At 61.1% G+C, this 13,482-nt stretch carries 13 protein-coding genes; all 13 read right to left on the reverse strand.

Annotation, left to right across the window (positions count from 1 at the left end; all coding sequences use genetic code 11):
• Positions 1–4 precede the first annotated feature (4 nt).
• Positions 5–958 (reverse strand): ornithine carbamoyltransferase, encoded by a 954-nt coding sequence (gene argF / locus CLAC_RS06930; protein ID WP_053412275.1) that lies wholly within the window; start codon positions 956–958, stop codon positions 5–7.
• A gap of 37 nt (positions 959–995) precedes the next feature.
• The gene (locus CLAC_RS06935; protein ID WP_053412276.1) at positions 996–2,204 is read right to left on the reverse strand and encodes an acetylornithine transaminase; all 1,209 of its coding nucleotides are present in this window, start codon (positions 2,202–2,204) and stop codon (positions 996–998) included.
• Between the two features lie 91 nt (positions 2,205–2,295).
• Positions 2,296–3,189 (reverse strand): acetylglutamate kinase, encoded by an 894-nt coding sequence (gene argB, locus CLAC_RS06940; protein WP_053412277.1) that lies wholly within the window; start codon positions 3,187–3,189, stop codon positions 2,296–2,298.
• 8 nt (positions 3,190–3,197) lie between these two features.
• Positions 3,198–4,406, reverse strand: coding sequence for a bifunctional glutamate N-acetyltransferase/amino-acid acetyltransferase ArgJ (gene argJ, locus CLAC_RS06945; protein WP_053412278.1), 1,209 nt, complete (start codon positions 4,404–4,406; stop codon positions 3,198–3,200).
• The gene (gene argC / locus CLAC_RS06950) at positions 4,403–5,446 is read right to left on the reverse strand and encodes an N-acetyl-gamma-glutamyl-phosphate reductase (protein WP_053412279.1); all 1,044 of its coding nucleotides are present in this window, start codon (positions 5,444–5,446) and stop codon (positions 4,403–4,405) included. The genes argJ and argC overlap by 4 nt, the downstream gene beginning before the upstream one ends.
• A gap of 112 nt (positions 5,447–5,558) precedes the next feature.
• Complete coding sequence (locus CLAC_RS06955) at positions 5,559–6,395, reverse strand: S1 family peptidase (RefSeq protein ID WP_053412280.1); 837 nt, start codon at positions 6,393–6,395, stop codon at positions 5,559–5,561.
• Positions 6,396–6,644: 249 nt separating this feature from the next.
• Positions 6,645–9,137 carry a phenylalanine--tRNA ligase subunit beta gene (gene pheT, locus CLAC_RS06960; RefSeq protein ID WP_053412281.1) on the reverse strand — a complete coding sequence of 831 codons (2,493 nt, stop codon included), beginning with the start codon at positions 9,135–9,137 and terminating at the stop codon, positions 6,645–6,647.
• A 34-nt stretch (positions 9,138–9,171) separates the two neighbouring features.
• Positions 9,172–10,233, reverse strand: a complete 1,062-nt coding sequence (gene pheS / locus CLAC_RS06965) for a phenylalanine--tRNA ligase subunit alpha (protein WP_053412282.1) — start codon at positions 10,231–10,233, stop codon at positions 9,172–9,174.
• A gap of 127 nt (positions 10,234–10,360) precedes the next feature.
• Complete coding sequence (locus CLAC_RS06970; protein WP_053412283.1) at positions 10,361–11,197, reverse strand: TrmH family RNA methyltransferase; 837 nt, start codon at positions 11,195–11,197, stop codon at positions 10,361–10,363.
• Positions 11,198–11,373: 176 nt separating this feature from the next.
• Positions 11,374–11,751: a 50S ribosomal protein L20 gene (gene rplT, locus CLAC_RS06975; protein WP_053412284.1), complete on the reverse strand. Its 378-nt coding sequence runs from the start codon at positions 11,749–11,751 to the stop codon at positions 11,374–11,376.
• A gap of 129 nt (positions 11,752–11,880) precedes the next feature.
• Positions 11,881–12,075 carry a 50S ribosomal protein L35 gene (rpmI, locus tag CLAC_RS06980; protein WP_053412285.1) on the reverse strand — a complete coding sequence of 65 codons (195 nt, stop codon included), beginning with the start codon at positions 12,073–12,075 and terminating at the stop codon, positions 11,881–11,883.
• A 76-nt stretch (positions 12,076–12,151) separates the two neighbouring features.
• A complete protein-coding gene (infC, locus tag CLAC_RS06985) occupies positions 12,152–12,703 on the reverse strand; it encodes a translation initiation factor IF-3 (protein WP_205570533.1) in 552 nt (183 codons plus the stop codon).
• Positions 12,704–13,061: 358 nt separating this feature from the next.
• Positions 13,062–13,292, reverse strand: a complete 231-nt coding sequence (locus CLAC_RS06990) for a hypothetical protein (RefSeq protein WP_053412286.1) — start codon at positions 13,290–13,292, stop codon at positions 13,062–13,064.
• Between the last annotated feature and the right edge of the window lie 190 nt (positions 13,293–13,482).

The raw sequence follows: 13,482 nt of genomic DNA on the forward strand, positions 1-13,482 counted from the left end.
GGTTCTACTTTTCCGCGCTCGAGTTGTTCACGAGCCAGGTCAGCAGGGCCTTCTGAGCGTGCATGCGGTTTTCGGCCTCATCGAAGACCACCGACTGCGGGCCATCAATGACCTCGGCCGTGACCTCGTTGCCACGGTAAGCAGGCAAGCAGTGCAGGAAGATCGCATCATCGTTGGCCTTGCACATCAGCTCCTTGTTCACCTGGTACGGCAGGAACGGGGTGCGGCGGTCCAGGCCGTCGCTCTCCTGCCCCATGCTGACCCAGGTGTCTGTGATTACCACGTCGGCGCCCGCGATGGCGCTGTCGACGTCAGTGGTGACCTCGACCTTCGCCCCGGTTTCCGCGGCAACTTTCTTCGCACGGTCGACATAAACCCGCTCCGGGAGGAACTCCTCCGGCGCGCAGATTGTCACGTCTAGCCCGGCCGTCGCGAAGCCGACGAGGTAGGAATTCGCCATGTTGTTGGCGCCGTCACCGAAGTACACCGCCTTCTTTCCGCTCAGACCTGCCTGGCCCTCCCCTGGGCACTTGTGTTCAATGATGGTCTGCAGGTCGGCGAGAATCTGGCACGGGTGGAATTCGTCGGAAAGCGCATTGACGACGGGCACCGTTGCAGTTTCCACCATGGCCTCGAGACCAGCCTGGGCGTAGGTGCGCCAGACAATCGCCGAGACGAAACGGCTCAGCACCGCGGCGGTGTCCTGGTAAGTCTCCCCCTTGCCCATCTGCGAGTTGCCGGTCTCAACGACGATGGCGTTGCCGCCAAGCGCCGCGATGCCGGCGTCGAAGGAAAAGCGCGTGCGGGTCGACGTCTTATCGAACAGCACGGCCACCGACTGCGGCCCCTCGAAGGGGCGGTGCGAGTACGGTGCGGCCTTCAGCTCGGCAGCCAGATTCAGAACCTCGGCCTGCTCCTTAGGAGTCAAGTCGTCATCGGCGAGAAAATGTCGAAGCATAATAGGAATCTTTCGGTAGATGTCGCGGTCGGTCTGGTTACTGAGCCTGAGCCTGCTGAGCAATCTGCTCAGCTGCGTCGTTCAAGCAGAGATCAATTAGCTCGACGGCGCGGTTAATCTCCTCGTCGCTGAGAATCAACGGAGGAACAACGCGAATCACATTCGGTTGCGGAGCATTGAGGATGACACCGCGCTCATAGCCCGCGTCCACTGCGGCCTTCGCCAGGTTGTCCGTCAGGACCAGGCCGAGCATAAAACCGCGGCCCCGGACGTGATCGACGTGCTTCAGCGAGGCGAGTTTGCGAGCCAGAACCTTGCCCTTCTCTGCCACACGGTCGACGAGCTTTTCCTCCTCCAGCGTGTTAATCACCGCGAGGCCTGCCGACGCGCAGATGGGGTTGCCGCCAAAAGTGGTGCCGTGCGCGCCCGGCGTAAACAGCTTGGCAGCGCGGCCATTGGCCACAACGGCGCCGAGCGGCAGACCGCCGCCGAGGCCCTTAGCCAACGTCATAACATCCGGAACGATGCCCTCGTGCTGGTGCGCAAACCAACGGCCCGTACGGCCGATGCCGGTCTGAACCTCGTCGACGATCAGCAGAACGTCGAAACGCGAGGTGAGCTCGCGCACTGCGGCGAAGTACCCCTCCGGTGGGGCGACCACGCCGGTCTCGCCCTGGATGGGCTCGAGGATGACGGCGGCCACGCCCAGCGGATCAGACTCGATGGTCTTGGTGAGGAAGTCGATGTCCCCATACGGAACGAACTCGACGCCGGCGGGCATCGGCTCGAAGGGAGCACGCTTATCGGGCTGGCCGGTCATAGCCAGCGCGCCCATGGTGCGGCCGTGGAATCCGTGGTGAGTCGAAATGATACGGCGACGGCCGGTCAAGCGAGCAAGCTTGAATGCGGCCTCGTTCGCCTCGGTGCCCGAGTTGCAGAACATTACGCGGGAGTCCTCGGACTCCCAGCCGGTCAGATCAACCAGCTTGGCGGCGAGATCCAGCGGAGGCTGGGAGGCAAAGATATTGGACACGTGGCCAAGGGTCTGTACCTGGTCGGTCACCGCCTCGACGATTGCCGGGTGGGCATGGCCGAGCGCGTTGACGGCGATGCCGCTGAGCAGGTCGAGGTACTCCTTGCCCTCGGAGTCCACGAACGTCGCCCCATTGCCCTTAGCCACCTCAATGCGAGGCGTGCCGTAGTTGTCCATCATCGTGGACTGCCACTGCTGTTGGAAGTCGCTCATTCTTGTGTGACCTGCCTTCGAAAATTTTGACCTTGATTCTTGCGAGTTACTTATACAGGATGCCCCGGACTCGGGGACGTTCCAGCGAGTTCTAACCCGGCTCCACCATTGTGCCGATACCGCCGGAAGTCATCAGCTCAAGCAACACCGAATGCGGCTGGCGGCCGTCGATAACGTGGGCGGCCGGAACACCCTTTTCCACCGCATTGAGGCAGGATTCCATCTTCGGAATCATCCCCGAATCCAGGGTGGGCATAATCTCGCGCAGCTTCGATACCGAAATCTTTGACACCAGGGAGTCTCGGTCCGGCCAGTTGGTGTAAAGCCCCTCGACATTGGTGAGGATTACCAGGCGGTCCGCATTGATGGCCGAGGCCAGAGCACCTGCCGCGGTGTCGGCGTTGATGTTGTAGACCTCGGTGCCGTCTTCCGACGGCGCGATGGTGGACACCACTGGAATTCGACCGGCGTCGATAAGGTCCATCAGAGTCTCCGACTGGACCGAGGTGATGTTGCCGACCAGTCCGATATCGGTCTCCTTGCCAGCGACGGTGACCGTGCGGCGGGTGCCGGTGAACAGGCCGCCGTCCTCGCCGGAGGTACCGACCGCGTAGGGGCCATAGGCGTTGATTAGGTTCACCAGCTCGCGGCCCACCTGACCGAACAGCACCATGCGCACGATTTCCATGACCTCAGGAGTGGTCACGCGGAACCCGCCGCGGAACTCCCCCTCGAGGCCGAGTCGCCCCAGCATCGAGGAAATTTGCGGACCGCCGCCATGGACGACCACGGGCTTAACGCCGACGGTGCGCAGGAAAACCATGTCCTGAGCGAACGCTTTCTTCAGCTTCAGGTCGGTCATCGCATTTCCGCCGTACTTAACGACGACGATCTTGTCGCGGTAGTGCTGCAGCCACGGCAGGGCCTCGGCAAGAACGTGGGCGCGCTGTTCGTAGGACAGGCCTTCGGTTAGCTCGTGAACCATTGTCGCTCCTAGGACGAGTAGGCCGAGTTGATGTGGACGTAATCGTGCGAGAGGTCCGTGGTACGCACGGTCGCCTCCTCTGCGTTGCCGGTGCCGAGGTCAACCTCGACCGCGATATCGGCACCCGAGAGATCAACCTCGCGGGCATCCGGGGTTCCGCCGGTATCGCGGCAAACAACGTGGCCGTTGAAGGACACCGTGATGTGCTCCGGGTCCATATCCACCGGCGCAGTTCCCACCGCCGCAAGCACGCGACCCCAGTTCGGGTCGGAGCCGAACATCGCGCACTTGAACAGGTTGTCGCGGCCGATAATACGCGCAGCCACCAGGGCCTCCTCTGCCCCGCCGGTGCCGCGCACGGTGATGGAGACGCGCTTGGTCACGCCCTCGGCATCGGACTGCATCTGGCGCGCAATCGAGTCGCACACCGCAAACACGGCCTTGTCCAGCTCTTCCTGGGTCGGGTTAACGCCGGAGGCGCCGCTTGCCATCATGATGACGGTGTCGTTCGTCGAGGTGGAACCGTCGATATCCAGGCGGTTGAAGGTGACCTCGGATGCCTTGGCGATGGCGTCGTGAAGCATCTCGGTGCTCACCTTGGCATCGGTAGTGATTACGCCGAGCATGGTTGCCATGGAAGGGCTAATCATGCCGACCCCCTTGCCCATCGCGCCGACGGTGAAGCCGCCGGTTTCCACCACCGCTTCCTTGATAACCAGGTCCGTGGTGAGAATAGCCTCTGCGGCCGCGTGGGCGGACCCCGCGTCGTCGCCGAGGGCCTCCACCAGCTTCGGGACACCGCCGAGCACGATGTCCATCGGCAGGCGGTCGCCGATAAGGCCTGTCGAGCAGGCGCCCACCTCGGTCACGTCGACGCCGAGAGCGTCAGCAACGGCCTGGCAGACCTCAAGCGCATCGTCGATGCCCGGCTGGCCGTTGCAGGCGTTCGCGTTGCCCGAGTTCAACACAACCGCACTGAGCTTGCCGTCTTCGATGTGCCTCTTCGTTACGGCAACCGGCGCCGCCTGGACACGGTTTCGCGTGAATACCGCCGCAGCAGTCTTCTCCGGCCCCTGGTTAACGACCAGCGCCATGTCCGGCTTGCCGCTGACCTTAATGCCCGCGGTCGTACCCGCCGCTACGAAGCCCTTGGGCGCACAGATGCCCTTACCCGACTCGCCGACGTTCACCGGTCCCTCTTTCTCCGCCTTCATCATGGTGCTACTCCTACCTGTGGAAGTCCTGCAGTTTCATTGAGCCCTGTGACAAGGTTCATGCACTGAACCGCGGCCCCGCCGGTGCCCTTAGTGAGGTTGTCAATCGCTGAGGTCATAAGCAGTCGCCCGGACCGCTGATCTACCTCGACCTGGATCTGGACCAGGTTCGAACCGATTACCGACTGCGTCTGAGGCTGGAGCCCCTCCGCCAGAATCTGCACGAAGGGCTCACTCGCGTAAAACTCGCGGTAGACCTCCCTCGCCGCTTCTTCGCTTAGCGACGCATCCTTCAACGGTGCGGTGATAGTGGTGAGGATTCCCCTCGACGTCGGAGCGAGAACCGGAGTGAAGCTGACCTTCAGGTCTTCGGCGTATACCCCCAGGTTCTGGAGGAACTCCGCAGTGTGGCGGTGCTTGCCAGCGGTATTGTAGGCGCGCAGGTTGCCCATTACCTCGGAGCCCAGCAACGGCACAGCGGCCTTCTTACCCGCCCCCGAGGTACCCGTGATGGAGACGATTGACAAATCGGGCTCGACCAGCCCCTTCGCCACTGAGGGAAGGGCCGCGAGCGTTCCGCCCGTCGGAAAGCAGCCCGGCACTGCGATGCGGCGGGAGTTCTTAATAACCTCGCGGTTTCCCGGTAGCTCCGGGATTCCGTAAGTCCAGGTGCCCGCATGCTCGGAGTCGTAGTAGTGCTCCCACTCAGCTGCGTCCTTCAGGCGGAAGTCGGCGCCGCAGTCGATGATCGCAACATCCTCGCCGAGATCCTTGGCGATGGCGGCCGAGTGTCCATGGGGCAGGCCGAGGAATACGACATCGTGGCCCGATAGAGTGTCGGCATTCGTTGCCTCAATTCGTCGGTCCGCGAGAGGTGCGACGTGCGGCATAATATCGCCCACTCGCGCACCGGCATTCGAGGCCCCGGTCAGGGCGCCGATGGTTAATTCGCCGGACTGATATGCCGGGTGCGACAGTAGAAGCCGGAGGATTTCTCCTCCGGCATAACCGGTCGCACCGGCGATGGCAACAGAAATACTCATGTTGAATATTCAACACTTTTATTCATTCTATTGCAAGATATTCATCAATTTTGTGACTCATGTGATGAATAAATGCTTGTGTAATCACAAGAGATTGCACAATGGACACGGTTTAGACACTGGGTGCCAAACTTGGAGAACTGACATTCGGAATCACCGGCATAGGAGCCGGCACCGTAGGCAGCTCCTCAACGTCAGGTGCCGACGGATCCGGAGCCTGTGCAGGATCAGTACGCAGCACCTCGTCAATCCACGTCTTGAGAGAATTGGTGGAAGTGTAAAGATACTGACCTGTCGACTCCGGATTCACCCCACGATCCACCGAAACCGCAGAAGACAACATTCCAACAAGGCGACCGTCAACAAAGAGAGGCCCGCCCGAGTCCCCCTGCTGCAGGGCCGTCGGCAGAGCGGTACGCGCGAGGATTCCGTCACCGTTAGCACAAAGGTCATAGTTCGTCGGGCAAGCCGACGCCTTTACCGATGCCTTGGGAAGCCGCCCGCTGGCACCTTCGCCAAGGCTCGACCAACCGTAAACAGTGCCAGACACCTCACCCGCGCCAATGCCCGCCCGGTCAATCGACGAGTACGACGACAGGCCTAGATCCTCGCCCACATGCACGAGAGCAACATCCCCGCTCGGGGCGACCTTCCAATCATTTATCTGCACAGTGCGAGCACCTTCACCCTGCCCAACAGTGACACGCCCGGCTTTAAGCGGAACATCCTGAACACAGTGGGCGGCAGTGATAACCCACTGCGAATCCACAGCAGTACCGGTGCACTCAGCGGCACGGAACGCATTGAGGGGAACCACCAGCTTCACCACAGAATCAGCCTCAGGACTAGGTTGCGCATGCTCACCGTTAACAAGTGCGCCTGCCGGTACTGCACCTGCGAATGCCAGCCCGAAAGCGGCAGCGCAGGTGGCCAAAAATCGACGTTTCATAGCAATTCTTTCCAGCTTTAGTCCAAAAGCTTGATCGACAACAGAATTTATAGCCAACATCTAGAAGACTTGACAGTAAAACTACCTATTCACGTTTTCCCACTCCAAGCGCCTTATATACGCAAAAACTAAAACAAAGGGGCTGCACAGATGCGTTCACCGAGCGCAATCCCCTTAAATAAACTTAACCGCCGAGGGTACCCCCTTCGACGGTTAAATAAATTCACTTTATAAGGCTTGGCGTTACCTCTAACCGCGGAGCTCCGCGTGATGACGGCTCTCCGCCAGAGCAATCGCTGCCTCGCGCGCGGCCGATGCCTCCTCTTCCTTCAGAGTGCGGTCGGTTGCCCGGAAACGCAGCGAGAAGGCCAGCGAACGAACTCCAACGCCCATCTGCTCGGAGCGGTACACATCAAAGATACGAATCGACTCGAGGAGCTCACCGGCACCCTCGACCAGCGTCGCCTGGACCTCGGCGGCGGAAATCTCGTCGGAGACGACCAAAGCGACATCCTGGTGAACCGCCGGGAACGGACTGAGAACCGGGGCCGGCAAGTACTCGCTCGCAGGAATTGCGTCCAGGTTCATCTCCATAGCGCAGGTGCGCTCCGGCAGGCCGGCATCCTTGCAGACCTTCGGGTGCAGCTCACCGGCATAGCCGACGACCGTGCCGTCGACAAGCAGCTCGGCGCAGCGGCCCGGGTGCCACGGCAGCTGCTCGGTGTTTCGGACCTCGAGCTCCACGTTCGCGGCGCGAGCCACGGTACGGGCGGCCTCAATAGCATCAGCGACGCCGTAGGCGCGCTCGTCTCCCCACGGGGTGTCGAGAGCGATGCGGCCGCAGGCGACCGTCGCAACATGCAGCGGCTGCTCCGGCAGCGAATCCAGCAGCGCCTTGCGCTCTTTCTCGCTCGGCAGGCCAGCAGTCGACAGCATCGGGGACTTACCGTTGCCACGCTCGATGGAGACCTGCTCGATGCCATACAGCGAGAGATCCACCTGGCCGCGAGCGACGTTGCGCTTCAGAGACTCCAGCATCGCCGGCAGCAGGGTCGAGCCCAGCTGTGCATGATCGGACTCCAGCGGGTTGATGACCTTGACCGTATTGCGGCGCGGGTCATCCGCATCCAGACCCCAAACGTCGAAGACGTCATTGGCGGTGAACGGAGTCGGCAGAATCTCCAGGTAACCGGTGTGAGCCAAGGCGTGACCGACAAAGCGGCGGCGCTGCTGGCGCAGAGTCAGGCCACGACCTGCCGGCGCAACGGGGAGCACCACCGGGATGTCCTCAAGGCCCTCCAGACGCAGGATTTCCTCTACCAGGTCCGCGGACATGGTCAGGTCCGGGCGCCAGGTCGGCGGGGTGACCTTCAGGCGCTCGCCCTCATCGACAACCGAGCAGCCGACCTCCTCGAGGCGGCCAACAATTGTCTCGCGGGAGTATTCAACGCCTGCGACCTCGCTCGCGCGGTTCGCAGCGAAATCAATCACCGGCATGACCTCCACGTTGCCGACCAGGGTGCGGCCTGCGTCAACGGTGCCACCGGCGATGTCCGACAACAGGCGGCACGCCAGGTCCAGTGCCGGCTCCACCAGGGAAGGATCGACGCCGCGCTCGAAGCGTCGGGAAGCCTCAGAGGAAATTTTGTGACGGCGACCACCACGAAAGACGCGCAGCGGGGACCAGATGGCGGCCTCGAAGACGACATCAGTGGTGTCATCGGCAATCTCGGAGGTCAAGCCGCCCATGATGCCGGCGAGAGACTGAATGCCGTCATCGTCACAGATGACGACATCCTCCTCGCCGAGCTTGCGCTCGACATGGTCGAGGGTCTCGAGGGTCTCCCCCGCCTTGGCGTTGCGGATATGCAGGCCACCGGCAATCTTAGAGCCGTCGAAAGCGTGCATCGGCTGGCCCAGCAGGAGCATGACGTAGTTGGTGATATCCGTCGGCAGATTGACGGTGCGCTGACCCGACAGCATCAGGCGGCGGCGCATCCACCACGGGGTCTGCGCTTTCGGGTCAATACCAGTGACTCGGCGCAGGCCGAAACGACGTGCATCGGTGTCGGCGTCGAGAGTAACTGGAAGGCTTTCGCCCTCGACCGGCAGGGCCTCTACCTGCGCCGGATCGGCGAACTTCAGGTTGAAAGCTGAGCAAATCTCGCGGCCCAGGCCACGGGCGGACAGCGCGTAACCGCGGTCCGGAGTGATGTTGACCTCGAACTTCTCATCGTCGAAACCGACGAAGCCCTTAGCCGATGCGCCCAGCTGGCCAGTGCCCGCCGGGAGAGTCAGGATACCCGCGGAGGAATCCGTCAGCCCCAGCTCCGACTCCGAGCACAGCATGCCGTTGGAAATCTTGCCGTAGGTCTTGCGCGCAGCGATCTCGAAACCACCCGGCAGGACACAGCCCGGCAGCGCGACGATTACCTCATCGCCCTCGGCGAAGTTACGCGCACCGCAGATGATGCCCTGCAGCTCACCGGTGCCATTGGCATCGCCGACGTTGACCTGGCAATAGCGGATCGGCTTCTTGAAGCCCTCCAGCTCCTCGACCTGCTCCACACGGCCGAAAACCAGCGGGCCGGTCACCTGCTCCAGCGGCTCGTGCCCCTCGGTCTCGAACCCGACGCGGACAAAGCCGGCATCCAGCTCATCCGGGGTAACGGACCAATCCGGGTTGGTGGCGTTTTCGGGGCCGCGAACAACATCAGTGACCCACGACTGTGGAATGAACATTTAAGAAAAACTCCTCTTTGTGTAGGTCAGCGATCTAGCCGCGGATACCGAACGGCTGGGTGAAACGGACATCGCCCTCGACCATGTCGCGCATATCGGACAGGCCATTGCGGAACTGCAGAGTGCGCTCCAGGCCCATGCCGAACGCAAAGCCCGAGTAGATCTCCGGGTCAATACCGGAGGCACGCAGCACGTTCGGGTTGACCATGCCGCAGCCGCCCCACTCGATCCAGCCGGCGCCGCCCTTCTTGTTCGGGAACCAAACATCCACCTCAGCCGACGGCTCGGTGAACGGGAAGTAGTTCGCGCGCATGCGGGTCTTGGTCTCCGGGCCGAACAGCGCCTTCGCCATATGGTCCAAGGTGCCGCGCAGGTGTCCCATGGTCAGCCCCTTGTCCACGGCGAGGCCCTCCACCTGGTGGAACACCGGGGTGTGTGTCGCATCGAGCTCGTCCGTGCGGAACGTACGACCCGGGCAGATGACGTAAATGGGCAGGTCACGCGACTGCATGGTGCGGACCTGAACCGGGGAGGTGTGGGTACGCAACACCTGCAGAGAGCCGGACGGAGCAATGTGGAAGGTATCCTGCAGCGTACGAGCCGGGTGATCCGGCAGGAAGTTCAGCGCGTCAAAGTTGAAGTATTCCGCCTCAACCTCGGGGCCCTCTGCGACCTCCCAGCCCATGCCGACGAAAATATCGCCAATCTGCTCAGACAGAATTGTAATCGGGTGCATACCGCCGCGCTGACCGCGGACGGTGTCCACCGACACGTCGATGCGCTCTTCCACCAGGCGCCGCGCGTTTTCCTCTTCCTCCAGCACCACAAGACGCTGCGCGTACTGCTTTTCGACGGCACCACGCGCCATGTTGACCCGGCGGCCGGCGTCCTTTCGCTCCGCCTTCGGGATAGACCCCAGGGCACGGCGAGCCTGCGGAATATAGGCCTCATCTCCCAGGTGAGCCTTGCGGGCCGCACCCAACTCTTCCAAGTTCGCAGCTGCGTCAAAGGCAGCAACAGCCGCATCGGCGGCCTTATTCAGCGCCTGCTCTGAAAGATCAATCGGATTCGGCTTTTCGCCCTGTGTGCTACTCACTGTATTGCTCAACCTTGCTCAATCAGTCATCGACATTTTTAGATGAGGATAATCATAGCGGGCGGCCCGGACTCGTTCTTGCACGCACCCTAAGCTTGCCCTCACTGCTACTCCTTAAACGTTCTGCTCAAGCGCCGCGCGCCGATTCCCACAGACACATCGACGCCGCGGTGGCCAGGTTCAGCGACTCGGCCTCACCTCGAATCGGAATGGACACTGAGTGGTTCGCAGCGTCCAAAACCTCGGGCTGCAAACCATGCGCCTCGTTGCCAAATAGCCAAGCAGTCGGCCCTTCTGGCAGCGAGTCTCGACCAAGTACGACTTGACCATCCATGGTCGTGGCCAGCGTCGTAAAGCCAGCCTCGCGCAGGGAGGTGACCACAGCGCCCGCGTCGCGCTCGCGAACGAAGGGGACGTGGAACACAGAACCCGCGGAAGACCGAGACGCTTTCCCCGACAGCGGATCTACGCTATCACCGGCGAGAATAACCCCGCCGAGGCCGAGCGCATCGACCATGCGGATGACAGTGCCGAGGTTGCCAGGGTCCTGGCAATCAAACAACACGGCGACGACCCCGGTGCGCTTCCCCGCAGAGAGAACCGTGTCCAGCTCATGCTGCACCCGCGAAGCCTCGCAGACCGCGAAGAGCCCGGTCGTGGTGACGGTTTCCGCTAAGGAGGAAGCGGCGGAGTCGTCGATTAGAGACACCGAGAAGCCTCCGTCAACTGCGGGGGCTAGGAGCGACTCGAACTCCTCTGCTGCGCGTGGGGTCGCGTAAATTTCAACCGCGGCGTCCGATCTGATTGCCGCGTCCACACTGTTGAAGCCCTCGACGAGGAACCTCCCCGCTTTCCGACGCGCTGCTGCACGGTGCAGCTTCGCAGCGGCGACAATGCGAGGCGTACGTTTGCTAAACGCCTGGTCCTGGCCGCTTGCCTGGGCCAACTCATCTGAGAAACTCATGCGTTCGAATATACCTTGCGCGATTTTGGTAACTGCCGTGGCGTTCGTGCGAGTGTGCCTCGGTCATTGCTGCGGGTACGCAAGCAAAAACCCGCCTTCGCCCCGGGAAAATAGTTTCCCGAAGCGTAAAAGGCGGGGTAAAAGATCGCAAGCGCGGGCGCTAGAGGCCTTTGGCATTAAGCCTTGGCGTTGACGTCCTCCGGCAGGGCCTCCTTAGCGGCCTTGACCAGTGCGGCGAAAGCCGGTGCGTCGTTGACAGCCAGCTCAGCCAGGTTCTTGCGGTCGACCTCGATGCCAGCCAGAGCCAGACCCTGGATGAAACGGTTGTAGGTCATGTCGTTAGCGCGGGCAGCGGCGTTGATGCGCTGGATCCACAGACGACGGAACTGGCCCTTACGGTGACGGCGATCGCGGAACTCGTAGGTCTTGGAGTGGAGCATCTGCTCCTTGGCCTTGCGGTACAGGCGGGAGCGCTGACCACGGTAGCCCTTTGCGGAATCGAGAACTTCGCGACGCTTCTTCTTAGCGTTAACAGACCGCTTCACACGTGCCACGGTGATACTTCCTTTTCGTTGTCTTTAAGAACTAGTGAAATTAAGAGGGTTATCGCTCGGGCTTTTTCTAGGCGTTGTGTCTAGCCACAGTGCCGGCGATAAAACCTAGGTGGGTGTCGGGCTTAGAAATTAAGCCTTGCCCAGCAGGCGCTTGACGCGCTTGACGTCGGACTTTGCAACGTCCTCGGTGCCCTTCAGGCGACGAGTGCGCTTGGACGGCTTGCCCTCCAGGAGGTGGCGGCGGTTAGCCTGCTCGCGGCGCAGCTTGCCGGAGCCGGTAACCTTGATGCGCTTTGCGGTGCCCTTGTGGGTCTTCTGCTTCATATTAAAACTCTCCCCTTAGCGACCTTCCGCCTCTACGACGGAAGGCCTCGTTTACAACCATTTCTGGTCAGGTCGGTTACTTCTTACCCTTGTTCCGAACCGGCCCCAGGACCATAGTCATGTTGCGACCGTCCTGCTTCGGCCGAGCCTCGACGACGCCGTATTCCTCGACATCTGCGGCCAGGCGCTCCAGAAGACGGAAACCCAGTTCTGGACGAGACTGTTCACGGCCACGGAACATAATCGTGACCTTGACCTTGGAACCCTTTTCCAAGAAGCGAACAACGTTGTTCTTCTTGGTTTCGTAGTCGTGGTCGTCGATCTTCGGACGGAACTTCTGCTCCTTGACCACAGTCTGCTGCTGGTTCTTTCGAGCCTCGCGGGCCTTCTGAGCCTGTTCGTACTTGAACTTGCCGTAGTCCATAATCTTTGCGACCGGCGGCTTCGCACGCGGAGCAACCTCAACCAGGTCAAGATCTGCTTCGTATGCCAGCTTGAGTGCATCGCCAGTACGGACGACGCCTACCTGCTCACCGTTCGGTCCGACGAGACGGACTTCGGGTACTCGAATCTCCTCGTTTGTACGAGTGTCAGCGCTGATGTGGCCTCCTAGGTCGAACCTGAACAATCTTCGTTTCAAACCGCGATAGCAAGCGGGAAAGGAAGAAAAGCCACGCGCGTTCGGCGGCGAATTCTCGCAGCACCTTCACGCCTTCCAACCGAGCCATTTTGATACTCCAACCCGGTTAGGGTGGACCCCGGCACAACCGTAATTCTTTGGCGCACCAAGGGTGGGACTTAAATCCTCTTCGCTGCCGAATGACTATTCAAATAGCCATTCTGGCGGTCGTCCCAAGATACTAACACGACCAGGCAGAAACACCAAAACCTTACAACGCGCGATTTTCCAGGTCACCGCACACTGCCTGCAGTCCAGTTCAGCCCGCAAAGACAAACACACTCGGTAGATTAATCTTCCCACAGGATTAGTTTCCCCACAGAAAGTGGCTAAAGTCGTGCCTATGAATAAAAACGCCAACAATCAGGACTTTCCCACCCGCGACTATCCCCGAGATGAAATCGCCGACTCGCTCGCTACTGCACTGGCGGAACTCGAAACTAGCGCCACCAAAGTTGCTCGTCTTGCGAATATTTACCGCCATAACCTGGAACAAACTGTCCCCCTGGATAACACCGAATCCCTTGGGGCTGTTCATACCGGGACTCCACCCACGGACTCGAGGCCTCCAACTCTACATACGCCTATTCCCGAACAGGATCCTCCATCCCTTTCACCCAGCGTTCCACCACCAGCTCCACCATCGGCCCCAGCTGCCCCGCAACCTGCACGGTCTCCCTGGTGGACGAACGAAAAACAAATCGTCCGAATAATTGCGACCTTCGGCG

This window comes from Corynebacterium lactis RW2-5, from assembly GCF_001274895.1.
GTDB lineage: Bacteria > Actinomycetota > Actinomycetes > Mycobacteriales > Mycobacteriaceae > Corynebacterium > Corynebacterium lactis.